Origin of the sequence: Mesobacillus jeotgali (assembly GCF_031759225.1) — a bacterium.
Lineage (GTDB): Bacteria > Bacillota > Bacilli > Bacillales > Cytobacillaceae > Mesobacillus > Mesobacillus jeotgali_B.
Genome location: NZ_CP134494.1, coordinates 3,103,496 through 3,127,653, shown reverse-complemented (window position 1 = coordinate 3,127,653; position 24,158 = coordinate 3,103,496). Strand labels below are relative to the sequence as shown.

Here is a 24,158-nt window from a genome sequence, read left to right as displayed (position 1 = left end):
GGGGGAACGAAAATGGCGGTAATTTCTTATATAGATGCAGTGACATTGGCAATCAAAGAAGAGATGGAAAGAGATCCGAGAGTTTTTGTCCTCGGTGAAGACGTAGGTAAAAAAGGTGGAGTATTCAAAGCGACACAGGGCTTGTACGAAAAGTTCGGTGAAGATCGGGTAATCGATGCGCCGTTGGCAGAATCGGCTATTGCAGGTGTCGGGATCGGTGCTGCAATGTACGGAATGCGCCCTATCGCTGAAATGCAATTCGCAGATTTCATCATGCCTGCAGTCAACCAGATCATTTCTGAAGCGGCAAGGATCCGTTACCGTTCGAATAATGACTGGAGCTGTCCGATGGTTATCCGCGCTCCTTATGGCGGCGGTGTACACGGTGCGCTTTACCACTCACAGTCGGTTGAGGCGGTTTTCGCGAACCAGCCTGGCTTGAAAATCGTCATGCCTTCGACTCCTTATGATGTAAAAGGATTATTGAAAGCGGCGATCCGTGATGAAGATCCTGTATTATTCTTCGAGCATAAGCGTGCTTACCGATTGATCAAGGGAGAAGTCCCTGAGGATGATTATGTACTTCCAATTGGCAAAGCAGATGTGAAGCGTGAAGGTGAAGATATCACGGTCATCACTTACGGCCTTGCAGTCCACTTTGCGCTGCAGGCAGCTGAAAGGCTTGCAAAGGATGGCATTTCTGCTCACATTCTTGATTTACGTACGGTATACCCACTGGATAAGGAAGCAATCATCGAGGCTGCTTCGAAGACAGGAAAGGTTCTTCTCGTAACGGAAGACAATAAAGAAGGAAGCATCATGAGTGAAGTGTCTGCAATTATTGCTGAGCATTGCTTATTTGAATTGGATGCACCAATCAAGAGACTGGCAGGACCGGATGTACCAGCTATGCCTTATGCTCCAACAATGGAGAAATACTTTATGATCAATCCTGATAAAGTTGAAAAAGCAATGAGAGAACTTGCTGAATTTTAATATATTCATGTTGGAAATAGAATGATTGGAGAAGGAGGGTCAATCTGTGGCAATCGAACAAATTAAAATGCCTCAATTAGGTGAGAGTGTAACTGAGGGAACAATCAGCAAGTGGCTGGTTTCCGTTGGTGACAAAGTAAATAAATACGATCCACTTGCAGAAGTCATGACCGACAAAGTAAATGCTGAAGTACCATCTTCATTTTCAGGTACAATCAAAGAACTGATTGCTGGTGAAGGGGACACACTGGCAGTTGGTGAAATCATCTGCACCATTGAAATTGAAGGCGGATCGTCTGATGAAGCACCTGCCGCTGATGCTGCTGCTTCAAATTCTGCTTCTTCAGCAAGTGCAAGTGCAGCACCTGCACCAGCAGCTGAAGAAGGAAACAAGGCTAGATATTCACCTGCAGTATTGAAGCTGGCACAGGAAAATAATATCGACCTGACCCTGGTAAAGGGAACTGGAGCGGGTGGAAGGATTACACGCAAAGATCTTAAGCAAATCATTGAATCCGGCAATATCCCACAACCTTCAAGCCAAAAAGAAGAAGTGAAAGAAACGGCACAAAATCAGCCGGCCGCTTCACAGCCTGAAACACAAGCTCAAACAGCAGCGCCTTCCCAGCCTGCAGCTCCAGCACCTTCAATACCGGTTGCTGCCGGAGACATTGAGATTCCTGTAACGGGTGTCCGCAAGGCGATTGCCGCTAACATGCTTCGCAGCAAACATGAAGCGCCGCATGCATGGACGATGGTTGAAGTGGATGTTACGAATCTTGTAGAGTACAGAAATGGGCTTAAGGATGACTTCAAGAAAAAAGAAGGCTTCAACCTTACTTTCTTTGCTTTCTTTGTGAAGGCAGTTTCTCAGGCATTGAAGGAATTCCCGCAAATCAATTCCATGTGGGCTGGCGATAAGATCATCCAGAAAAAGGATATCAATATCTCCATTGCAGTGGCTACTGATGATGCACTTTTCGTGCCTGTCATCAAGAATGCAGATGAAAAAACAATCAAAGGCATTGGCCGTGAAATCAATGAGCTTGCTCAAAAGGTACGCACAGGCAAGCTTCGTTCCGAGGATATGCAAGGCGGAACCTTCACTGTCAACAACACTGGTTCTTTCGGATCCGTTCAATCCATGGGAATCATCAATTATCCGCAAGCAGCGATTCTTCAGGTGGAATCAATCGTTAAGCGTCCTGTCGTCATGAACAACGGCATGATTGCTGTCCGTGATATGGTGAACCTCTGTCTGTCACTTGATCACCGTGTACTGGATGGCCTTGTTTGCGGCCGTTTCCTTGCAAGGGTTAAGGAAATCCTTGAGAATACATCAAAAGAGACAACATCCATCTATTAATTTGCAGAACGCCCAGGTGAACCTGGGCGTTTTAATTTTTGGATTGGCCACATAAAAATGTCCTTCGTTGCTAGAAAAGGAATCGTATACTAAAATATAGAAGAGTATAAAAATTAGAATTTTACTACAATTAAGGTGAAGGGGGGAAAGCTGTCTGAATCATGGACAGTAAGGTTTATGACGATTGAAAATATGAAAGCGACCTCGTTCAAAGATGCAACATTTGAAGATTGGCAGGAAAAAGCCGCAGCTTCATTGAAGGGCAAACCGATTGATTCACTTTATACGAATACATATGAAAATATTACTCTTAAACCGCTTTATACAAAAGGAGATCTCCCGGATGAACTGACAGGGGATCTGCCTGGTCAGGAGGATTATAGAAGAGGGATCCATTCTCTTGGATATCAGTCCGAGTCCTGGCATATAGCAAACCGCCTATTTTACAACAATGTCGGTGAGTTGAAAGAGAAACTCGAGTACGCTCTATCAAAAGGACAAACAGCCATTTCTTTTGACGTGAAACCAGAGTTGTTTTCCGATAATACTGCATTGGTTTCACTTCTCTCTTCCTTTAAAAATAAGTACCCTTTCAGCTTGGATGCTGGATTGCTTCAGACGCCATTGCTGGCAGCTCTGTCAATTGCCAGCAAGGAAGCGGGTACTGCCGATGAGGCTTCTGGTTTCGTAGCGGCGGATCCAATTGCACAGGCAAGCTTATTTGGCGGAATGCCAAATGAGGAAAATGAATTTTTTAGGGATTGGGCAAAGATGCTTGAAGAAGCAGCTCAGCAATTGCCTGGAGTAAAGACTGTACTCGTCAATAGTGTTCCATACCATAATAGCGGTGCCAATGCTATGCAGGAGCTGGCGATCGCTGTTGCCACAGGAGTGTACCTTCTCCAAAAGCTGCTGGACAATGGGTGGGAATTAAAGAAAGCGTTATCAAAGGTTGTGTTCCACTTTGCGATAGGCTCAAACTTCTTCATGGAAACCGCCAAGCTTCGGGCGGCCAGGCTTCTGTGGAGCAAAACGGCAGAGGCGTTCGGAGCAGAACCGGAAGAGCGCAAAATGGTCATATCCGCTGAAACCTCAAACTTTACTAAAACTATTTTCGATCCATACGTGAATATGCTTAGGACTGGAAATGAAGCCTTTGCGGCCGTCTTAGGAGGAATTCAGTTCCTTCATACTGGAAGCTTTGATGAACCAGCAGGCACTGTGAAGCATTTTTCTGAAAGAGTTGCCCGAAATACGCAGCTGGTGCTTAAATCTGAAGCGCATCTTGAAAAAGTAGCCGATCCCGCAGGCGGTTCATGGTATGTCGAATCACTGACAAAGGAACTGGCTGAAAAGGCGTGGGAACTATTCCTTGAAATGGACAGCAGGGGCGGAATATATGAAACGCTGAAATCAGGCTGGCTTCAGGAGCAGATTTCGCTTACTGCGGAAGCTCGTGAACAGGACATTGCTACACGTAAAAAAAGCATCATTGGAACGAATGTTTATGCCAATCTTTCTGATGATGTCGCTGAGCCTTCAGTAGAGGAGAAAAAAAGTAATTATATGATAGACTCCCTTGACTCTGCTATCACCAAAATCAAGTCTGGCAGTTCTCTATTAGAGAGTTTTAAAGAAGTGGAATCAAGCTTCGCATCCTTGCAATTAAAAAGATTAGCAGAGCCTTATGAGGAATTGAGGTTCAGGGCAAAGAAGCTGGAAAACCAAGGTGTTCAACCCAGGGTCGGCTTGATTTGCCTGGGTGAGTTGAAGAAGCATAAGGCAAGAGCAGATTTCATTTCCGGATTATTATCAGCTGGAGGGATTCATGCTGTTAGGAGCGGAGAAGTGGACTCCATTTCAGCAGCTATTGAGTTCATAAACTCATCAGAAGCAAAACAGTTTGTTATTTGCGGCGATCAGTCTTCCTATCATTCTTTTGGGCCTGAGCTTGCAAAGGACATTAAGAGAGAGCATGATGTCAAACTTTACCTGGCAGGCATCCCTGACGAACATCAAAGTGAATGGAGAACTGCAGGAATCCAGGAGTTTTTACATGTAAGAAGCAATGCATTACAAACTCTATCATCAATGCTTAAGGATATGGAGGTGGAATAAAGTGCAAAAGCCTGATTTTAAGAAAGTCCGTTTGTTTGCTGAGGAAAAGGAAGCCAGCAAGGAGCAAGTAGATCGGCAGGTACAGCAGAAAATCGATGATCTTTTATTTGAAACAAATGAGCAAATCAAGGTTAAGCCAGTGTATACAAAAGAAGATGTAACATCTTCGGAACATATGGATGGAATGCCGGGCCTGCCTCCTTTTTCAAGGGGACCATATCCAGCGATGTATGTTAACCGTCCATGGACGGTAAGGCAGTATGCAGGCTTTTCCACTGCGGAAGAAAGCAATGCGTTTTACAGGCGCAACCTCGCAATGGGACAAAAAGGTTTGTCTGTTGCCTTTGATTTGGCTACACACCGAGGTTATGATTCCGATCATCCCCGGGTTGAGGGTGATGTAGGAAAAGCTGGTGTAGCAATTGATTCGATATTGGATATGAAGGTCCTGTTCGACGGTATCCCGCTTGACCAGATGTCCGTGTCCATGACAATGAATGGTGCTGTGCTGCCCATCATGGCGTTTTTCATCGTGACTGCCGAGGAACAAGGTGTGACACAGGACCAATTATCCGGGACGATTCAAAATGATATCCTGAAAGAGTATATGGTCAGGAACACATACATTTACCCGCCTGAAATGTCGATGAAAATCATAGCCGATATTTTTGAATACACTTCAAAATATATGCCAAAATTCAATTCAATCAGTATTTCAGGCTATCATATGCAGGAAGCCGGTGCTCCTGCGGATATCGAATTGGCGTATACGCTCGCCGACGGGCTTGAATATGTGAGGACAGGCCTTAAGGCTGGAATAGATATTGATTCATTCGCACCAAGGCTAAGCTTTTTCTGGGCGATCGGAATGAATTATTTCATGGAGATTGCCAAGATGAGGGCTGCCCGCTTTATCTGGGCAAAAATGATCAAGACATTCCATCCGAAGAATGAAAAGTCGATGGCCTTGAGGACTCACTCCCAAACATCGGGTTGGAGTCTTACAGAACAGGACCCTTATAATAATGTTATACGGACATTGGTAGAAGCACATGCAGCGGCAATGGGCCACACTCAATCGCTGCATACCAATGCTCTTGATGAAGCAATTGCGCTGCCGACGGATTTCTCAGCACGCATTGCACGTAATACTCAACTATTCCTTCAGGAAGAAACCGGGATTACGAAGGTCATTGATCCATGGGCAGGCAGTTACTATGTTGAGAGTTTGACAAATGCACTGATTGAGCGTGCCTGGGAGCATATTGAAGAAATCGAAAGTCTTGGAGGGATGGCGAAAGCAATTGAAACCGGACTGCCAAAAATGCGGATTGAAGAAGCAGCAGCAAGACGCCAGGCCCAAATTGACTCTGGAAAAGAAACAATCATCGGCGTGAATAAATTCAAGCTGGACCAGGAGGATCCACTGGAAATCCTGGATATCGATAATACAGCCGTTCGAGCGAAACAGATTGAAAGGCTCAAACAGTTGAAAGAAAACCGTGATGATGAAAAAGCCGAGTCAGCTCTAAATGAATTAGCAAGGGTGGCTGAAACTGGAGAAGGCAATCTTCTGGAGTTTGCAGTAAGGGCTGCTCGCGCCAGAGCAACACTTGGAGAAATTTCCGACGCAATCGAAAAGGCTGCCGGCAGACATAAAGCGGTCATTCGTTCAGTCAGCGGAGTCTACAGCTCAGCCTTCACAAATGGTGAAGAAATTGCCGAGGTACAGCAAATGACCCAGGAGTTCCTTGAAAATGAAGGACGCAGACCTCGTATCATGATTGCGAAAATGGGGCAGGATGGGCATGACCGAGGAGCAAAGGTCATATCAACGGCTTTTGCGGATTTAGGTTTTGACGTGGATATTGGCCCGCTTTTCCAAACGCCTGAAGAAACAGCGATCCAGGCAGTCGAGAATGATGTCCATGCCATTGGAATCAGCTCTTTGGCGGCTGGACATAAAACATTATTGCCTCTGCTTGTGAAGGAATTGAAAAAGTTAGGCCGCGAGGATATTGTCGTCATTGTCGGGGGCGTGATCCCAGCTCAGGATTATCAATTCCTTTACGAAAATGGGGCGAGCGCGATCTTTGGACCTGGAACGGTCATCCCTGTTGCGGCGCAGAAGGTTTTACGGACGATTTATGAGCGACTGGGCTATGAGGAAGTGTCTAGTTAATGACTGATGAAAAAAAGCCAGAATGGTTCGACCCCGACAAGGCAGATTCGTTTTCCAGCGTTGTGAAGCCTGGAGTCTCAGCTGGAAATACCGAAAGGCCCGCAGCGAAATCCGGGCGTTTCGTCAAGAAAAAGAATGTACCAAGGATTGATCCAGTTTCACTAGCTGAAGACATCAAGGCGGGAGGCAGGACAGCGCTGGCCAAAGGAATCACATTGATTGAAAGCAATGCGGAGCATGACTTTCAAACGGCCCAAACTCTTTTGCAGAAGCTTCTGCCTGAATCAGGTCGCTCCATCCGGGTTGGAATCACAGGTGTGCCAGGAGCGGGCAAGAGTACGTTCATTGAGAGCTTTGGCAGCTATTTGTGCGGATTGGGTCATAAAGTTGCGGTCCTTGCGGTTGATCCTACCTCAAGCCTGACTGGCGGCAGTATCCTCGGGGATAAGACAAGGATGGAAAAGCTTGCTAGGAATCCGAGGGCGTTCATCCGGCCATCACCTTCTGGAGGAAAACTTGGAGGTGTCCACCGCAAAACGCGGGAAACAATGCTGTTATGTGAAGCAGCTGGCTTTGATATCATCCTGGTTGAGACAGTGGGAGTCGGCCAAAGTGAGGTCATTGTCAGAGATATGGTCGATTTTTTCATGCTTCTCGTCCTGACAGGTGCCGGAGATGAACTGCAGGGAATGAAAAAAGGAATCATGGAGCTTGCGGATGCTGTCATTGTGAATAAGGCAGACGGTCCTAATGAACAAACAGCGAAGAAGACCAAAGAAGAGTACAACCGGATCTTGCATTTCCTGCAGCCTGCGACAAAAGGCTGGCAGACAGCGGCCCTGACCAGCTCAGCGGTACAGGAAAAGGGAATTGAAGAAATCTGGGAAACAATCAGAGCCTTTGAGAGTTTTACCAAGAATAGCGGGATCTTTGACGAAAGAAGGCGACTCCAGACAAAACAATGGCTGAATGATATGATCGTCGATCAGCTTCAGGCAAGTTTCTTTCATCACCGGCAAGTTAAACACCTGCTTCCCAAGGTGGAAAATGAAGTCATCTCAGGAAGCAGGCCAGTCGCATCCGGAGTCGAGGAATTATTCAAAGCATTTTTTGAGGCAAAAAAATAAGCTGTCCAATTTTGGGCAGCTTTTAGTCTGTTAAACAAGGCTGTTTTCTCATCGAATATGAAAAGAGCATAAAAAAAGCGGACAACAGAATGTTCTGTTGTCCTTCATCTAGGGAGTTTAGGGGTATGGATCTAGCTGTATTGTTACCTTTCCCGGAATCCGTGGGAGTTAAACATACTTTGAAAAATTTATTTTAATTGGTATCATATATTTATGTACTAGTTATTATTCAGCAGAGGAGAGATGTATCGATGAGCATGGATTTCAATTTTTTCATGAATGATGTAGTCCGCCAGGCACGCCAGGAAATCGTGGCAGCTGGATATACAGAATTAACTTCCAGTGAGGAAGTAGAACAGGCTTTGGCTAAAGAAGGAACAACCCTTGTAATGGTTAACTCAGTTTGCGGTTGCGCCGGAGGCATTGCCCGTCCTGCAGCAGCACATGCAGTTCATTATGATAAGCGCCCTGACCACCTTGTAACTGTTTTCGCAGGCCAGGATAAGGAAGCAACAGAAAAGGCAAGAAGCTATTTTACAGGCTATCCGCCATCATCCCCATCTTTCGCATTGTTGAAGGACGGAAAACTTTGCAAAATGGTCGAACGCCACGAAATCGAAGGCCATGATCCAATGCAAGTCGTTAACAAACTGCAAAATGCATTCGAAGAATATTGCGAAGAAGTATAATAGCAGAAGAACCCCGCATTGCCGGGGTTCTTTTTTTATGATGAAAAATTCTTGTTATTTATATTTAAAAATATTATTGCATATTTATTAATATGTGTTAAAATACATTTTAGTTAATAATTATTAGTTATTATTCATAAATACATAAGTTTAATAGCTAATATATTAATAGACTTGTATAAAATTACAGAATGGACATTATAGGGGGAAAATAACAGATGAAAAAAGCAGTTTCAATTTTTATGATGAGTATTTTATTAATGGGAATTCTCGCAGCATGTGGGACAAGCACTGAAAAAACCTCAGGTGACGGCGGTGAGGAAAAGAAAGTTCTTAAAATGGGGACTTCAGCTGACTATCCGCCATTTGAATATGTGGAAACAGCAACAAGTGATGAAATCATTGGTTTTGATGTAGACCTAGCCAATCTGATCGCAAGTGAATTAGGGTACGAAGTAGAAATTAAGGATATGGATTTCAACGGCCTAATCGGTGCAATCCAGGCAGACCGCGTTGATTTTGTCATGGCAGGCATGACTCCTACTCCAGAACGTCAAAAGAACGTAGACTTCACTGATGTTTACTATACTGCGAAACATATGATTGTTTCTTCTAAAGAAAGCAATATCAAATCTATCGAAAATCTAAAAGGAAAGACTGTTGGTGTCCAGCTTTCATCCATCCAGGAAGAAGAAGCTGAAAAAATTGCCGAAACAGTAGAAATCAAGATTGAGAAACGCACAAGGATCCCTGAACTGGTTCAGGAAATCAAAGCTGGACGTATCGATGCAGCGATTATTGAAGATACAGTTGCAAAAGGTTATTTCGACAACAACCCTGATCTGGAAGGATTCACAATTGAGGATGGCAGTGAGGAAGAAGCTGGTTCAGCGATTGCGTTCCCTAAAGGAAGCAAGCTGACAGAAGAATTCAACAGGGTTCTGAAAGAAAAAATGGAAAACGGTGAAGTAGACAAATTGATCGTGAAATGGTTTGGCGGAGAAAAGTAAGTTTCAAAACAGGCGTTCAGAATGCTAATGTCTTCTGGGCGCCTTTCTCCTTCATGAAATAGACAGAGAGGGCTGTTAAGACTATGAATCTTGATTTTACCGCCATCCTTCCTTCATTGCCATATATCTTGAAGGGAATCGGCGTCACTTTGAAAATAGTAATTGTCGCAGGGCTATTGGGCTTTGCGTTTGGAATTGTCCTGGCAATTTTCAAGATCAGTAAAGCGAAACTACTAAATTGGTTTGCGGATGCCTATACATCGATTTTCCGCGGAACTCCGCTCATTTTGCAATTAATGATTATTTACTATGGTGCTCCGCAGATCATCGGATTTGAGATTTCGTCCTATACAGCTGCAGTCGCTTCTTTTTCTTTAAATTCGGCTGCCTATATTTCCGAAATCATTCGTGCAGGAATTTTAGCCGTTGATAAAGGACAGAAAGAAGCAGCAATGGCTCTTGGTGTTCCCGGCAACCGAATGATGCGGGACATCATTCTTCCTCAAGCCCTGAAAAATATCTTGCCAGCGTTAATGAATGAGTTCATTACCCTGACAAAGGAATCGGCAATCGTAACGGTTATTGCAGTAAATGATATTATGCGCAGGGCTTATGTTGTTGGCGGAGAGCAATATAGATTTTTTGAGCCGATGATTTTTGCCGGCCTGATCTATTACCTCATGGTCATCTCCTTGACATTCATCGGCAAGCTGGTTGAAAGGAGAATGAGACAAAGTGATTAAAGTACAAAATCTTCATAAATCATTTGGCAAGCTGGAAGTTTTAAAAGGTATCTCAACGACAATTGAAAATGGGGAGGTCGTTGCCATCGTCGGGCCTTCAGGTTCAGGAAAGTCGACGTTCCTCCGCTGTCTTAATTTACTCGAGCAGCCTACAGGCGGCCAGATTTTGATTGGTTCAGATGATATTACCAACAAGAAAACGGACATTATGAAAGTCCGTGAAAATGTCGGCATGGTGTTCCAGCACTTTCATCTGTTCCCGCATATGACCGTGCTGCAAAACATAACGTATGCACCAATTAAGGTTAAGGGTGCAGGGAAGGCCGAAGCAGATATGCAAGGCTTGGAGCTGCTGAAAAAAGTAGGTCTCTCCGAAAAAGCAAATGAATATCCGAACAGGCTGTCTGGAGGACAAAAGCAGCGCGTTGCAATTGCACGGGCACTTGCAATGAACCCTGAAGTCATGTTGTTCGATGAACCCACCTCTGCTTTGGATCCGGAGATGGTCAAAGAAGTGCTTGAGGTAATGAAGTCGCTCGCCCATACCGGTATGACAATGGCAATAGTGACGCATGAAATGGGCTTTGCCCGTGAAGTTGCGGATCGAGTGCTCTTCCTTGATGGCGGAGTATTGGTCGAGGATGCCCCTCCAGCAGAATTCTTCAGCAACCCGAAGAGCAGCAGGGCAAAAGAGTTTCTTGAAAAAATGCTGTGATACACTTCCCTAGCTTTTATAAAGGATGTCGAATCTGATAAACTAATGGATGATCATATCTTAGATGTGGTCATCTTTTCATTTTTTGCAAAGAAATTTCCCGAGTTTCAAATGGACATTGGATACAAATTTTGGTGCTAAGAGGATCAGCTTTCGGGTATTTGCAAATTATTAGAGCTTAAGTTTTTTGATGGGAGAAAACATTGTGAAATTCAGAATTGGTTATCGTACGTTAAAAACAGCGCTTGGTACGGCCCTCGCCATCGTCATTGCCCAGTTTTTCGGCTTTGACAATTATGTTTCAGCGGGTATCTTGACGATTCTTTGTATACAGGTGACAAAGAAGCGATCGCTGCAGGCATCCTGGCATAGATTCCTGGCATGTGTAATTGCCATGGCGTTCTCCGCAGTGTTCTTTGAGGGAATCATGTATCACCCTATAGTCATTGGATTGTTGCTGCTCTTTTTCATTCCGACTGTCGTCATGTTCAGGGCGAAGGAAGGAGTCGTTTCCAGCAGTGTCATCATCATGCATATCTACTCTGCCGGAAAGGTAACAGCAGATCTTTTAATTAATGAATTGGGAATCATCACGATCGGAATTGGTGTTGCACTGATCATGAATTTGTATATGCCGAGTGTCGACAACAAGCTGGAGGAATGCCAAAGAGAAATCGAAGCCCAGTTCAAAAAGATATTCAGGGAGATTGCACTCTATCTTAGAAAAAACGATTCGGATTGGGATGGAAGGGAATTGACAGAGACTGCAAGACTGATTGAAAAAGCGAAAAGTCTGGCCATCCAGGATGTAGAAAATCACTTTTTGAGAGATGAAAACCTGTATTATCAATATTTTAAAATAAGAGAAAAGCAATTCGAAATAATTGAGAGGGTTCTGCCTTCTGTCACCTCGATTCCTAAGCATGTAGAGCAGGCTAATATGGTAGCGGACTTTGTTGAAACTCTGTCCAAAGGAATCCATCCGGGGAATACGGTCCTGTTTTATCTTGAAAAATTGTTAAGAATGAGAACGGAGTTTGAGAACATGGAGCTCCCAAAAACACGGGAAGAGTTCGAGGCGAGGGCATCCCTGCTCCATTTTGTGAATGAGATGGAACAATTCCTTTTGCTGAAAAGGTCGTTTAAAGGGTTGAACACTGGGAAGAATAAAAATCAGCCCTCCGAGGCAAACTAACGGAAATAGACCGCGGAGGGATCATCATGCCAGTGTTTATTTCTATGCTTCTAGCAGCTTTCATTTTTTCACCAATTTGGCCGCTTGGACCAAATCCGATGCCTGGAGACCCATTCGTGATTGTGAATAAAGAGACGAACGAAGTCGCTTTAATCAATGAGAACAGAGTCCAGACGGTTGTCAGTGCGGCTACAGGCAAATCTGAGGACCTTACGCCTGAAGGGCTTTTTACCGTCACTGTCAAAGCACCTGATCCTTACTATCGCAAGAAGGACATCCCGGGTGGGGACCCGAAAAACCCACTGGGCAGCAGATGGATTGGATTTGACGCTGAAAATACAGATGGCCGGACATATGGGATCCATGGGACGAACGACCCTTCAAGCATCGGGAAAAGGATATCACAGGGCTGTGTACGCCTCCAAAATGAGGCAGTTGAATCATTGTACGACTATATTCCATTGGGAACAAAAATCCTGATCACATCTACTTCTAAAGATTTTATAGAAATCGGCAAAGAATATGGAGCAATCGGTGAATAGAAAAGGGCTGTCAGATGACAGCCCTTTGATTATTTATATCAATTAAAGAAATGTTGATAATCCCATAAGAAGGGTTGATGCTAGCATAGTAAAAAGCATGATGTATACTACGACCTTCCTGACATTGGTTTTACGCATAAAGAGATCCCCCTTCCAAAACTAAAGCATTCTACCACTACTATTTTACATCCCTGTGTTGATTTGAACAACCCTTTTAGCAAAGCTTGAATGCCAACCTTTAAATAAAATTTATGATAGTGTAAAAGTAAAGTGAACTTAATATTATGTCAATCATAATTTCTCTATTATCCGTAATGTTCATTAAAGTAAGAAGGAATTGTGACATTTTTGTCGAATATTAAAACAGTTAAATATATTTAAATAATAATCTGGAGGGAATTACATGATTAAAAAGGTCGACCATATCGGCATTGCTGTCAAATCTATTGAGCATGCCCTCCCATTTTATACAGATGTGCTGAAGCTGCCATTACTTGGGATAGAGGAAGTGGAAAGCGAGAAAGTAAAAGTAGCTTTCCTGAAAGCAGGGGAAACGAAACTAGAGCTTCTTGAACCGTTATCTGAGGAAAGCGCCATCGCAGGTTTTATTGAGAAGCGTGGGGAAGGAATCCACCATGTTGCCCTTGGCGTAGAGTCGATCCAGGAAAGGATCAATGATATGAAGGAAAATGGAATCAGGATGATTCAGGATGTTCCTAAGAAAGGTGCAGGGGGAGCGTTAGTCGCATTCATGCATCCAAAATCGACAGGAAGTGTTTTATACGAACTTTGCGAGAAGAACGGGGAGGCTGAATAGAAATGCCAGACATCTATGAGAAAATCAATGAACTATATGATAAACGCAGGGAAATCGAACTGGGCGGCGGTGACGAACGGATCGAAAAGCAACATGAAAAAGGGAAGCTGACTGCTCGGGAACGAATAGAGTTGCTAGTCGATCCAGGCAGTTTTGTGGAGTTGAATCCATTCATCCAGCACCGGAGCACAGACTTTGGACTTGAGAACCAGAAGGGCCCAGGGGATGGAGTTGTAACCGGTTACGGTAAGGTGAATGGCAGGCCGATTTACTTGTTTTCCCAGGATTTCACCGTGTTTGGCGGAGCCTTAGGTGAAATGCATGCAAAGAAAATTGCCAATGTGATGGATCTGGCTGCTAAAAATGGCGCTCCATTCGTGGGTCTGAACGATTCCGGCGGAGCAAGGATCCAGGAGGGTGTCGTTTCACTCGATGGCTATGGGCATATTTTTTACCGCAATTCTATCTATTCTGGTGTAATCCCGCAAATTTCCGTGATCATGGGTCCTTGTGCCGGCGGAGCGGTATACTCGCCAGCCATTACCGACTTTGTATTCATGGTCGAAAAAACGAGCCAGATGTTCATTACCGGTCCCAAAGTAATCGAGACGGTTACCGGGGAGAAAATTTCTGCTGAAGATCTCGGCGGAGCGATTGTACATAACACGATCAGTGGCAATGCACATTTCCATGGCCAGTCTGAAGAAGAAACACTGGAGCAGGTAAGGCTGCTGTTAAGCTATCTGCCGCAAAGCTATGAAGAAAAGCCGCCGAGGCTAGAGGCAGATGATGAAGATGACTACAGGCCAGATTTGACGGATGCCATTCCTTTCGATGCAATAAGACCATATGATGTGCGCAAAGTGATTGAGCAGGTAGTCGATTCCGAATCATTCCTGGAGATACAGAAGGACTTTGCCAAAAATATTGTCATTGGGCTTGCAAGAATTAAAGGCGAGGTCGTCGGTCTTGTCTGCAACCAGCCGAAGGTGATGGCAGGCGGGCTTGATATCGATTCTTCTGATAAGGCATCCCGCTTCATCAGATTCTGTGATTCTTTCAATATCCCAATCATCACTTTTGAGGATGTCACAGGATTCTTCCCGGGCATCAAGCAGGAGCATGGTGGCATTATCCGTCATGGCGCGAAAATCCTTTATGCTTATTCAGAAGCAACAGTTCCTAAGCTCACCGTTATTTTACGAAAAGCGTACGGCGGAGCATATGTCGCCCTGAACAGTAAATCGATCGGGGCGGATCTTGTTTTTGCGTGGCCGAATGCTGAAATCGCCGTAATGGGACCGCAGGGTGCTGCCAATATTATTTTTGCGAAGGAAATCCAGAACAGTGATAATCCGGAACAGATAAGGCAGCAGAAAATCGATGAGTACCGTGAGAAATTCGCGAATCCTTATGTCGCTGCAAGCCAGGGAATGGTCGATGATGTCATCGATCCGCGGGAAACTCGAATCAAACTGATTCAGTCCCTGGAAATGCTCCGGACGAAGAAGGAAGACAGGCCAGGCAAAAAACACGGCAACATCCCACTGTAGGATTTTGTGTTTGGTATTGAGATTCAATTAGCGTTATACTCTAGTAGTATATACATAATTGGAGGTCGGCTAGGATGATTAATCACGAACGTTTATTGAATGAATTTTTAGAGCTTGTCCAAATTGACTCTGAAACAAAGTATGAAACTGAAATCGCACGCGTCCTCAAGAAGAAATTCGAGGACCTCGGCGTAGAGGTTTTCGAGGACGATACTACTGCACAAACTGGCCATGGCGCTGGAAACCTGATCTGTACTTTACAAGGTACAAAAGAAGGAGTAGATACAATCTACTTTACTTCCCACATGGATACGGTCATTCCTGCTAATGGCGTTAAGCCATCCATTAAAGATGGTTATGTTGTGACGGATGGTACGACGATCCTTGGTGCTGATGACAAGACTGGGCTTGCTGTCATGCTTGAAACAGTGCGTGTCTTAAAGGAACAATCGATTCCGCATGGTACAATCCAGTTCATCATAACTGTTGGAGAAGAATCCGGCTTGGTTGGTGCAAAGGCATTGGATTCTTCATTGGTTAAAGCAAAATATGGCTACGCCCTCGACAGTGATGGCAAGGTAGGGAACATCATTGTTGCAGCACCTACGCAGGCAAAGGTAGCAGCTGTCATCCATGGTAAAACTGCTCATGCAGGTGTTGCTCCAGAAAAAGGTGTTTCAGCCATTACAATCGCAGCCAAGGCAGTTTCAAGAATGCCGCTTGGCCGTATCGATGAGGAAACAACGGCGAACATCGGCCGCTTCCAGGGCGGAACACAGACAAACATCGTCTGCGATCGTGTAGAGATTCTTGCAGAAGCGCGTTCGTTGATTCCGGAAAAAATGGAAGCGCAAGTGGCAAAAATGAAAGAAGCATTTGAATCAGCAGCTCAGGAAATGGGCGGCAAGGCAGATGTCGATGTTCAGGTCATGTACCCTGGCTTCAAATTTGGCGAAGGCGACCTGGTCGTCGAGCTTGCAAAAAAAGCAGCTGCAAAAATCGGCAGAAGCTCAGAATTGCTCCACAGCGGCGGCGGAAGCGATGCAAACGTCATTGCCGGCTTTGGCGTCCCAACCGTCAACCTTGCTGTAGGATATGAAGAAATCCACACAACGAATGAAAGAATGCCAATCGAAGAGCTCAACAAGCTTGCCGAAATGGTCATCGCATTGATTGAAGAAGTAGCAGCACAGTAATACCTTAAAGAGGGTGTCCCAAAAGTATAAACTTTTGGGCACCCTCTTTATTTTTGAGACTACTTGTAAAAATGGTCCGTTGATTTCCGTTCCAGGCGCTTCGCTTTCCGCGGGGCTGGCGCTGAGCCTCCTCATCGCTTCGCTCTTGCGGGGTCTCACCTGACCAGCTGCGCCCGCAGGAGTCTACGCGCCTTCCACTCCAATCAACTCAGGTTTCTAAATTCATTTTTTGTGCAAAAAAATACAAGAAAAACCTCTTTTGTTATAATTAAGTCACCACAACCAACTATACAAAAGGAGAGATTTTCTTGTATAAAAATTATAACACAAACCAATTGACCCTTCCAATGGACATTCAAGTTTTGATTCCTCAACAGCACCTTGTTCGATTGATTGATTTTGCCGTCGACCAGATGAACCCCAATATCTTTCTCTCTCTTTATCCTGGTGGAGGACGGCCGCCTTACCATCCTCAAATGATGTTAAAAGTCATTCTTTATGCATATGCCAACCGTATTTATTCCTCTCGACAAATCGCGAAACAGCTAACAGAGAATATTATGTTCATGTGGCTCTCCGGCGAACAGAAGCCTGATTTTCGTACCATCAACCGTTTCCGTTCCGAACGCATGAAAGATGTCATCTATGAGACGTTCTTTTCCATAGTCGACCTCCTTCGGGAGGAAGGACTTGTGAAGCTAGAAGACTATTTCCTGGATGGGACCAAATTGGAGGCAAACGCCAACAAGTATACTTTTGTTTGGAAGAAGTCCACTGAAAAATACGATAAAAAGTTGGACGAGAAATTCCGCCAGATTGTCTTTGGGATTGAACAAATCACCAAAGAAGATGAAGAAGCAGAAAGGGAACAAGATTTTCAGGAAAAGCTCGAAGAGACACCCATCTCTTCTGCAAAAATTGAAGAAACCATTAAAAAGCTGGAAGAGAGACTGGAACAGGATCCAAAAAACAAACCTTTAAAGAAGGCAAAGCGCCAACTGGAAAAAGACCTTCTACCTCGAAAGCAGAAGTATGAACTTCAGAAACAGACTTTTGGAGAGAGAAACAGCTTTTCTAAGACGGATACCGATGCCACTTTTATGCGAATGAAAGAGGACCACATGATGAACGGGCAGTTAAAGCCTGGATATAATGTTCAGATTGGAACAGAAAATCAGTTCATCACCAACTTCAGCCTCCATCAACGGGCTGGAGATCCTGGATGCATGATTCCCCATCTTGAACTTTTGGAAAAACATAACCGCCCGAAGCCAAAGGCCGTTATTGCCGACTCTGGTTATGGAAGCGAAGAGAACTATGCACATTGTGAAGAACAGGAAATAGAAGCGTACATTAAATACAATACTTTTGACAAGGAACAGACAAAGGCATGGAAGGAACAAATTGGCCGAGTTGAAAATATGGAGTATGACGAAGAGCTAGATGAATGGATTTGTGCAAACGGAAAACGCCTGGTTTTCCAGTATGAGAGTCAAAGAAAGTCCGACAACGGTTACGATTCCGTGAAGCGCACGTACCGCTGTACCGATTGTATGAACTGTCCATTCCAAACAACCTGTGCCAAAGACAAAGATACAAAGACCGTACAGGTCTCAGTGAAAAACCAACAACAACGAAAAGAAGTTCGGGAACGATTGGCTGCGGAAGAAGGAAGCCAAAGATACAGGCAGAGAAAAATAGATGTCGAGCCAGTATTTGGGCAGATTAAACACAATCGAGGGTTTAAAAGATTTGGGTTAAGAGGCCTCTCCAAAAATACCACGGATTGGGGTCTTATTTGCGCTGCACACAATCTTTTGAAGTGGGCAGCCAACAAGGAAAGCGAACAAAAATTAGGGTAACTAAGGGGAGGAATATCCCTCTTTCCCTTATAAATCCATCAAATCCAAACCCATAAATTGGATAAAAAGTAAAAGAGGCGACTCTCAGGTCGAATTTATTCAACCTTTTGAGTCAGCCTCTTTTTTAAATGAATACGCCTAAGGGAAGAATTTGCGGGATACGAATTTTGCAGACAATTTCATAAGTAGAGAGTCTAGTTCAAGATAATAGACATTTTGGGGAGAGAAAGAAGTCAAAATGTCCAAGAACCAAGCTTTAATAGACATTTCGGAGACAGCACGACGTTAAAATGTCCAAGAACCGAGCTTTAATAGACATTTCGGAGACAGCACGACGTTAAAATGTCCAAGAATCATGCTTTAATAGCCATTTTGGAGCGAGCAGGAAGTCAAAATGTCCAGGAACCATGCTTTAATAGACATTTTGGAGAGAGCAGGAAGTCAAAATGTCCAAGAACCATGCTTTAATAGGCATTTTGGAGAGACCAGGAGTCAAAATGTCCAGGAACCAAGCTTTAATAGACATTTTGGAGAGAGCAGGAAGTCAAAATGTCCAGGAACCATGCTTTAATAGACAATTCAGAGAGAGCACGAAGTCAAAATGTATATTACATACACTCATTCTTCAATAATCCTAAAGATGCCCCTGAAGACTCCGATATAATACATGGAATGGTCTACCAGATTTCCAATCTGGAATCATATGAGGATTAAACAGAGTGATAGATAGAAATTTAATTAAAGGAAGTGTACTCCAAATGGCTGATAGCAATAAGACGGTTGTATTCCAGGCAGGAAATGAAGAATACGCTTTTCCGATCCTTTATGTCATTTCAATTGAAAAATTGGAAGGGATGACAGCGATTCCGCATATGCCTGATTATGTCACCGGAATCACGAAGGTACGGGGAGAGTTGATTCCGGTCATTGATCTTGAAAAGGTCCTATACCATCGGGATATTCGGGCTGATGACAAGACGAGACTGATCGTGCTTGAGACTTCGGAAATCTCATTGGGTGTCCTCGTCAGGGATGCAAAGGAAATCCTTGAGATTCCTGAGGTAAATATGAAGCAGCCTGGCCTTATCGCCTACCAAAATACGATATTCATTACGGGAATAGCCAATTTGGATAAACGGATGATCATGATCATTGACCCGCAAACCCTGATCAATTCACTAGAAGGAATAAAAGAAATCAAAGACTATATGAAACAGCAAAAGCAGGAAATACATAATTAATGGCATCAAAATAAACAAGCTGACCCCATCTAATCCGGGTCAGCTTGTTTCCTTTTATAGTTTGAAGCTGGAGAATGACTTTCTCAAGTCCTCGGCCATGTTGGACAGCTTGTTGGATGATTCTAACAGCTCTTGCATTGTAGCATTTTGTTCTTCGGTTGTTGCGGCAACCTGCTCCAAGAATAGTGCAGACCTAGAGGAAGCAGTGATCACTTCATTGGCTGACTGAGCCATTGATTCCATCTTTTCATTTGCATTCATGACAGCACTGCTCACTGTGTTTCCCTTCGAGCTGACTTCCTCAATCGATTGCGCTATTTCAGTGAAGATTTTCGCTACTTTCTCAACCAGTTCATTTCCTTTTTGTACGGTCGTCTGGCTTTCATCCATGACGTTTACGGCCTGATTCGTTTCTTTTCCAGTCTCCTCAAGGATGGTACGGATGCTGTCTGCTGCACCGGCTGATTGTTCAGCGAGCTTGCGGACCTCCTGTGCGACGACACCAAAACCTTTTCCATGCTCCCCGGCTCTTGCTGCTTCAATTGCAGCATTCAATGCCAGCAGATTGGTCTGATTTGAAATATCCGTGATGATTTCGATGATTCGATGAATTTCCAGAGAATTGTTTTTCAGTGAATGAATCACACTCGCTAATTCTGACACTTTTCCATTGATCTGGTCCATTTGTTCTGTGACACTAAATGCATATAGTTTGCCTTCCTCGATTTTATCCTTCGTGCTAGAGGTTGTATAAAGGGTCTCTTTTAGCGACCCGGTGACTTCAATTAATTGGGAAGATACATCTTCGACCGCTTCATTTGTACGTTCAGAAATTTTCACTTGTTCGTCAGATGAAGATGCCACCTGCATGATGGATGCAGTAATTTCATTATTGGCTTCAGTCGTGGCTTCCGCATTAAGTTTTAGGTTCCTAGACATATCATTTACCAGGTCCGATGATGCCAGGATACTGGAAATCGAAGTTTTCAAGTTCCCGGATAATTGGTTCATGGCGAGGATGATCTGCCCAACTTCGTCCTTACTCTTCGCTTCCAATGCTTTGACATTCAATTCACCATTAGCGAGTCTCTTACAGTAAGCTACCACTTTTTTGAGATTCTTGCTGATATTGCGAGAGACAAAGTACATGGCTACTGAAGAGAGGATAAAGGCTAATATGATAATAATGAACGTATTCCGTATCATCGAGGCAATCGTAGAATGAGTTTCCTTCATGATCCTTGTACGTTCATCAAGAATCGATGTCCTGAGTTCATTAAGCTTATCGATGTTCATATCGCGAATCGTTTCAGCCTTGTTGGCCAGACTGATTTGGGTGAAAATATCAACCTGTTCGCCGTTAGTCTTGAAATTTTCAACAGTCCTTAAAATTTCATCTTCCCAGATTTTGTCCATATGCTTATCTGTTTGGACAATTGCATTGAACAAGCTTTTGGCTTCCTCTGTTTTTACGTTGTTTTTCAGCTTGTCAGCAGAGCTGTTAAATTGATCAGTTTCTTTTTTGTACAGTGTAAGAAGCTCTGGTTTCGGTTCGGTTATGTAGTCTGTGATAATGATATACTTCTGGCGAAATGTGGCCCCCATTTCACTGATCATGATTGCATAATCACTTTTTTCTTCGGCAAGGTCGATTGCATTCTGAAGGTTTGATAAAACAGTCGTTACATAAATGAAGCTGCCTAAAAAGATAAACATAATGAATGCGAAAACGCTTGCATACTTTCTGCCAATAGACCAATGCTGCATAAAAATTCCCCCATCTTTTCTATATCCTCATGGTTATTTATCGGTTTCTGTATAAAAATATTAAACGTTTAAAGCCTTTTCTTCACATAATGTTCAAAACTGCACCTTAACCTAAATTCAAGCCCGATATAAGTAATGAATGAGTTTTTTTGATACACTAGAAGGGAACGTATATTTGGGAAGTGGGATCATGAAAGAAATGTATCCAAAGAACGGCAAAGTCATTTTGCATGTTGATATGAATAGCTTCTATGCCTCAGTTGAAATGGCTTACGATCCTGAATTGAAGGGTAAGCCACTCGCGATTGCCGGCAATCCAGAAGAAAGACGCGGTATTATTGTCACGTGCAGTTATGAAGCGAGGAAATTCGGCGTCAAGACGACAATGCCTTTATGGGAAGCCAAAAAGCTTTGCCCCGAATTAATCATAAAGAAACCGAACTTTGATAGATACCGTACAGCATCAGCTGCAATGTTCGATATTTTGCGCCAATACACAGAGGTTGTAGAACCTGTTTCCATTGATGAAGGATATATGGATATAACGGATTGCTCAGAACTGGGGGCGCCGCTTGAAATCGCAGGAAGCATCCAAAAAAGAATTTATGAGCAGCTAGACTTGCCCTGCAGTATCGGGGTGGCTCCAAACAAATTCCTGGCGAAAACGGCTTCCGATATGAAGAAGCCAATGGGAATCACCGTTTTAAGAAAGCGAGAAATCCCACGGATCCTCTGGCCGCTTGAGGTCGGTGAAATGCATGGAGTAGGAACAAAAACAGCGGACAAACTAAAAAGTATTGGAATCCATACAATAGGCGGATTGGCGGCAGCAAATGAAATCCAGCTGAAAGGACTCCTGGGCATCAATGGATTAAGATTGAAAGAAAGAGCAAATGGACAGGATAACCGCCGGGTGGATCCCGACTCTGTCTATGATTTCAAGAGCATAGGCAACTCGACTACACTGCCGCGTGATATTTCGAATCAGCATGAGCTCCTGAAAGTTCTTGATGTGCTGTCAGAGCAAGTAGCGGCAAGGATGAAAAGGAAGGAAGCTGTCGCGACTAGCATTAGTGTGACGATCCGCTTTAAGGACAGGAAGACGATCACCAGGAGCCAGAAGCTGCAGAACCCTGTATCGAAGCAGGACGAAATAGCCACAGCCGCCAAAGCGCTTTTCTTGAAGCATTGGAATGGAGATCCTATCAGGCTGCTAGGAATTACTGGAACCGACTTGCTTGAAGCAGATAAAGCTGTCAAGCAGCTAGACCTTTTTTCTTATGAGCTGGATGCGAAAAAGGAGCCGCTGATCAATACGATGAGCCAGCTGCGTGAGAAATACGGCAAGAGCATCATTGAAAGTGCAGGTTCACAGGTGAAAAAGCCCCGAACCAGCGAGAATCCGGGGGCTGGGACGAGCTTCAATAAAGATTTCCTCCAGGGGCGTAAAAGAGAGAAAAAAGATTTTTAATGACGTTTAGCATAACAAGGTTAAGTCAAAATAAAGAGGGACAAACCAGATTGTTTGCATCAGTTTGTTATCATTGTTAAATTAGTGTGTATGTCTAAAAACCTATTCTAAAATGAAGGGAAGTTATCATATGTCAAAACAGCAAATCGGAGTCATTGGCCTTGCTGTCATGGGAAAGAACCTCGCCATGAATATCGAGAGCAGAGGCTATTCTGTTTCAGTATATAACCGCTCCAGGGAAAAGACGGATGAAATGCTTGAGGAAACGAAAGGCAAGAAGGTCGTCGGAACTTATTCTATCGAGGAATTTGTTCAATCTCTTGAAAAACCAAGGAAAATCCTCCTGATGGTAAAAGCGGGAGCCGCAACGGACGCGACGATCGAACAATTAAAACCTCATCTGGAAAAGGGAGATATCATCATTGACGGTGGCAATACATATTTTGCAGATACTCAACGTCGTAACCAGGAATTACGCGAGCTCGGTCTTCACTTCATCGGCACTGGCGTATCTGGCGGGGAGGAAGGGGCACTTCACGGACCTTCCATCATGCCTGGCGGACAAAAAGAAGCGTATGACCTGGTGGCCCCAATCTTCCAGGATATCGCTGCAAAGGTCAATGGTGAAGCATGTACTACTTACATCGGTCCGGATGGTGCAGGACATTATGTAAAAATGGTACACAACGGCATAGAATACGGAGACATGCAATTGATCTCTGAATCCTATTTTATGTTGAAGCATGTACTTGGCTTAAATGCTGACGAGCTGCATGAAGTATTTGCAGAATGGAACAAAGGTGAGCTTGATAGCTATCTGATTGAAATTACGGCTGATATTTTTACAAAGAAGGATGATGAAACCGGCAAGCCGCTTGTTGATATGATTCTCGATACCGCTGGCCAAAAAGGCACTGGGAAATGGACGAGCCAGAGTGCGCTTGATTTAGGGGTGCCGCTGCCAATCATCACTGAATCTGTTTTCGCACGCTTCATCTCGGCAATGAAACAAGAGCGTGTGGAAGCAAGCAAAGTACTCTCTGGTCCTGAAGTTAGATCATTTGATGGCAATCGTGAGGCCTTCATTGAATCAATTCGAAAGGCGCTTTATTTGAGCAAAATTTGTTCTTACGCACAGGGATTTGCCCAAATGAGAGCGGCGTCCGAAGAGTATGGCTGGGATCTGAATTACGGCGATATTGCGATGATCTTCCGTGGAGGCTGCATTATCAGAGCTCAGTTCCTTCAAAAAATCAAAGAAGCATACGATCGCGATCCAGCTCTGAAAAACCTACTGCTCGATCCATATTTCAAGGAAATCGCAGAAAGCTACCAGCAGTCGTTACGTGAAATAATCTCAGCTGCGGTCATGAATGGAATTCCAGTGCCAAGCTTCTCTGCTGCACTTTCCTATTTCGACAGCTACCGGACGGAAACACTGCCTGCCAACCTGATCCAGGCGCAACGTGATTATTTCGGTGCCCACACATATCAGCGAATTGATAAAGAAGGAATCTTCCACACTGAGTGGATGGAATAACAAAGAAGCACAGCGAATTATTAATGTT

At 44.0% G+C, this 24,158-nt stretch carries 20 protein-coding genes; 18 read left to right on the top strand and 2 right to left on the bottom strand.

Annotated elements, in window-relative coordinates; genetic code table 11:
- Positions 1-12: 12 nt before the first annotated feature.
- From RH061_RS15765 to RH061_RS15715, 11 genes are all read left to right on the top strand, one after another.
- A complete protein-coding gene (locus RH061_RS15765; protein ID WP_144476445.1) occupies positions 13-996 on the top strand; it encodes an alpha-ketoacid dehydrogenase subunit beta in 984 nt (327 codons plus the stop codon).
- 46 nt (positions 997-1,042) lie between these two features.
- Positions 1,043-2,362: a dihydrolipoamide acetyltransferase family protein gene (locus RH061_RS15760; RefSeq protein ID WP_311071548.1), complete on the top strand. Its 1,320-nt coding sequence runs from the start codon at positions 1,043-1,045 to the stop codon at positions 2,360-2,362.
- Between the two features lie 177 nt (positions 2,363-2,539).
- Positions 2,540-4,480: a methylmalonyl-CoA mutase family protein gene (locus RH061_RS15755; RefSeq protein ID WP_311071546.1), complete on the top strand. Its 1,941-nt coding sequence runs from the start codon at positions 2,540-2,542 to the stop codon at positions 4,478-4,480.
- On the top strand, positions 4,431-6,662 hold the full coding sequence (gene scpA / locus RH061_RS15750; protein ID WP_311071545.1) for a methylmalonyl-CoA mutase: 2,232 nt from the start codon (positions 4,431-4,433) through the stop codon (positions 6,660-6,662). The genes RH061_RS15755 and scpA overlap by 50 nt, the downstream gene beginning before the upstream one ends.
- Entirely contained in the window at positions 6,662-7,789 is a 1,128-nt protein-coding gene (gene meaB, locus RH061_RS15745) for a methylmalonyl Co-A mutase-associated GTPase MeaB (RefSeq protein ID WP_311071543.1), read from the top strand. Before scpA ends, meaB begins: the two co-directional genes overlap by 1 nt.
- 251 nt (positions 7,790-8,040) lie before the next feature.
- Positions 8,041-8,478, top strand: a complete 438-nt coding sequence (locus RH061_RS15740; protein ID WP_311071541.1) for a BrxA/BrxB family bacilliredoxin — start codon at positions 8,041-8,043, stop codon at positions 8,476-8,478.
- A gap of 218 nt (positions 8,479-8,696) precedes the next feature.
- A complete protein-coding gene (locus RH061_RS15735; protein ID WP_311071540.1) occupies positions 8,697-9,488 on the top strand; it encodes a transporter substrate-binding domain-containing protein in 792 nt (263 codons plus the stop codon).
- 83 nt (positions 9,489-9,571) lie between these two features.
- Positions 9,572-10,231, top strand: coding sequence for an amino acid ABC transporter permease (locus tag RH061_RS15730; RefSeq protein ID WP_311071539.1), 660 nt, complete (start codon positions 9,572-9,574; stop codon positions 10,229-10,231).
- Positions 10,224-10,946, top strand: coding sequence for an amino acid ABC transporter ATP-binding protein (locus RH061_RS15725; protein WP_311071538.1), 723 nt, complete (start codon positions 10,224-10,226; stop codon positions 10,944-10,946). Before RH061_RS15730 ends, RH061_RS15725 begins: the two co-directional genes overlap by 8 nt.
- A gap of 205 nt (positions 10,947-11,151) precedes the next feature.
- Positions 11,152-12,141, top strand: a complete 990-nt coding sequence (locus RH061_RS15720; RefSeq protein ID WP_311071537.1) for an aromatic acid exporter family protein — start codon at positions 11,152-11,154, stop codon at positions 12,139-12,141.
- A gap of 26 nt (positions 12,142-12,167) precedes the next feature.
- Positions 12,168-12,683, top strand: coding sequence for a L,D-transpeptidase (locus tag RH061_RS15715; protein ID WP_311071536.1), 516 nt, complete (start codon positions 12,168-12,170; stop codon positions 12,681-12,683).
- Positions 12,684-12,725: 42 nt separating this feature from the next.
- Here the strand turns inward: RH061_RS15715 and prli42 are convergent, their stop codons facing one another.
- Complete coding sequence (gene prli42, locus RH061_RS15710) at positions 12,726-12,821, bottom strand: stressosome-associated protein Prli42 (RefSeq protein ID WP_167831477.1); 96 nt, start codon at positions 12,819-12,821, stop codon at positions 12,726-12,728.
- A gap of 265 nt (positions 12,822-13,086) precedes the next feature.
- Here prli42 and mce point away from each other — a divergent pair, with 265 nt between their 5' ends.
- The 5 genes from mce (at position 13,087) to RH061_RS15685 (ending at position 19,352) form a co-directional block, all read left to right on the top strand.
- Positions 13,087-13,500 carry a methylmalonyl-CoA epimerase gene (gene mce, locus RH061_RS15705; protein WP_311071534.1) on the top strand — a complete coding sequence of 138 codons (414 nt, stop codon included), beginning with the start codon at positions 13,087-13,089 and terminating at the stop codon, positions 13,498-13,500.
- Between the two features lie 2 nt (positions 13,501-13,502).
- Positions 13,503-15,053 (top strand): acyl-CoA carboxylase subunit beta, encoded by a 1,551-nt coding sequence (locus RH061_RS15700; RefSeq protein ID WP_311071533.1) that lies wholly within the window; start codon positions 13,503-13,505, stop codon positions 15,051-15,053.
- 74 nt (positions 15,054-15,127) lie between these two features.
- A complete protein-coding gene (locus RH061_RS15695; RefSeq protein ID WP_311071532.1) occupies positions 15,128-16,249 on the top strand; it encodes a tripeptidase T in 1,122 nt (373 codons plus the stop codon).
- 308 nt (positions 16,250-16,557) lie between these two features.
- The gene (locus RH061_RS15690; RefSeq protein WP_311071405.1) at positions 16,558-18,111 is read left to right on the top strand and encodes an IS1182 family transposase; all 1,554 of its coding nucleotides are present in this window, start codon (positions 16,558-16,560) and stop codon (positions 18,109-18,111) included.
- Positions 18,112-18,869: 758 nt separating this feature from the next.
- Complete coding sequence (locus RH061_RS15685) at positions 18,870-19,352, top strand: chemotaxis protein CheW (protein WP_311071529.1); 483 nt, start codon at positions 18,870-18,872, stop codon at positions 19,350-19,352.
- A gap of 54 nt (positions 19,353-19,406) precedes the next feature.
- Here RH061_RS15685 and RH061_RS15680 read toward each other — a convergent pair whose 3' ends face one another.
- A complete protein-coding gene (locus RH061_RS15680; protein ID WP_311071527.1) occupies positions 19,407-21,119 on the bottom strand; it encodes a methyl-accepting chemotaxis protein in 1,713 nt (570 codons plus the stop codon).
- Between the two features lie 190 nt (positions 21,120-21,309).
- Here RH061_RS15680 and RH061_RS15675 point away from each other — a divergent pair, with 190 nt between their 5' ends.
- Both RH061_RS15675 and gndA read left to right on the top strand, forming a co-directional pair.
- Positions 21,310-22,590, top strand: a complete 1,281-nt coding sequence (locus RH061_RS15675; RefSeq protein WP_311071525.1) for a DNA polymerase IV — start codon at positions 21,310-21,312, stop codon at positions 22,588-22,590.
- Positions 22,591-22,720: 130 nt separating this feature from the next.
- The gene (gene gndA / locus RH061_RS15670) at positions 22,721-24,130 is read left to right on the top strand and encodes an NADP-dependent phosphogluconate dehydrogenase (RefSeq protein WP_311071523.1); all 1,410 of its coding nucleotides are present in this window, start codon (positions 22,721-22,723) and stop codon (positions 24,128-24,130) included.
- Positions 24,131-24,158 lie beyond the last annotated feature (28 nt).

Bases quoted from the DNA above. Each gene is read 5' to 3' on its own strand.
- RH061_RS15765 (WP_144476445.1), top strand. From the start codon at position 13: ATGGCGGTAATTTCTTATATAGATGCAGTGACATTGGCAATCAAAGAA.
- RH061_RS15755 (WP_311071546.1), top strand. From the start codon at position 2,540: ATGACGATTGAAAATATGAAAGCGACCTCGTTCAAAGATGCAACATTT.
- scpA (WP_311071545.1), top strand. From the start codon at position 4,431: ATGCATTACAAACTCTATCATCAATGCTTAAGGATATGGAGGTGGAAT.
- meaB (WP_311071543.1), top strand. From the start codon at position 6,662: ATGACTGATGAAAAAAAGCCAGAATGGTTCGACCCCGACAAGGCAGAT.
- RH061_RS15740 (WP_311071541.1), top strand. From the start codon at position 8,041: ATGAGCATGGATTTCAATTTTTTCATGAATGATGTAGTCCGCCAGGCA.
- RH061_RS15735 (WP_311071540.1), top strand. From the start codon at position 8,697: ATGAAAAAAGCAGTTTCAATTTTTATGATGAGTATTTTATTAATGGGA.
- RH061_RS15730 (WP_311071539.1), top strand. From the start codon at position 9,572: ATGAATCTTGATTTTACCGCCATCCTTCCTTCATTGCCATATATCTTG.
- RH061_RS15715 (WP_311071536.1), top strand. From the start codon at position 12,168: ATGCCAGTGTTTATTTCTATGCTTCTAGCAGCTTTCATTTTTTCACCA.
- prli42 (WP_167831477.1), bottom strand. From the start codon at position 12,821: ATGCGTAAAACCAATGTCAGGAAGGTCGTAGTATACATCATGCTTTTT.
- mce (WP_311071534.1), top strand. From the start codon at position 13,087: ATGATTAAAAAGGTCGACCATATCGGCATTGCTGTCAAATCTATTGAG.
- RH061_RS15700 (WP_311071533.1), top strand. From the start codon at position 13,503: ATGCCAGACATCTATGAGAAAATCAATGAACTATATGATAAACGCAGG.
- RH061_RS15695 (WP_311071532.1), top strand. From the start codon at position 15,128: ATGATTAATCACGAACGTTTATTGAATGAATTTTTAGAGCTTGTCCAA.
- RH061_RS15685 (WP_311071529.1), top strand. From the start codon at position 18,870: ATGGCTGATAGCAATAAGACGGTTGTATTCCAGGCAGGAAATGAAGAA.
- RH061_RS15680 (WP_311071527.1), bottom strand. From the start codon at position 21,119: ATGCAGCATTGGTCTATTGGCAGAAAGTATGCAAGCGTTTTCGCATTC.
- RH061_RS15675 (WP_311071525.1), top strand. From the start codon at position 21,310: ATGAAAGAAATGTATCCAAAGAACGGCAAAGTCATTTTGCATGTTGAT.
- gndA (WP_311071523.1), top strand. From the start codon at position 22,721: ATGTCAAAACAGCAAATCGGAGTCATTGGCCTTGCTGTCATGGGAAAG.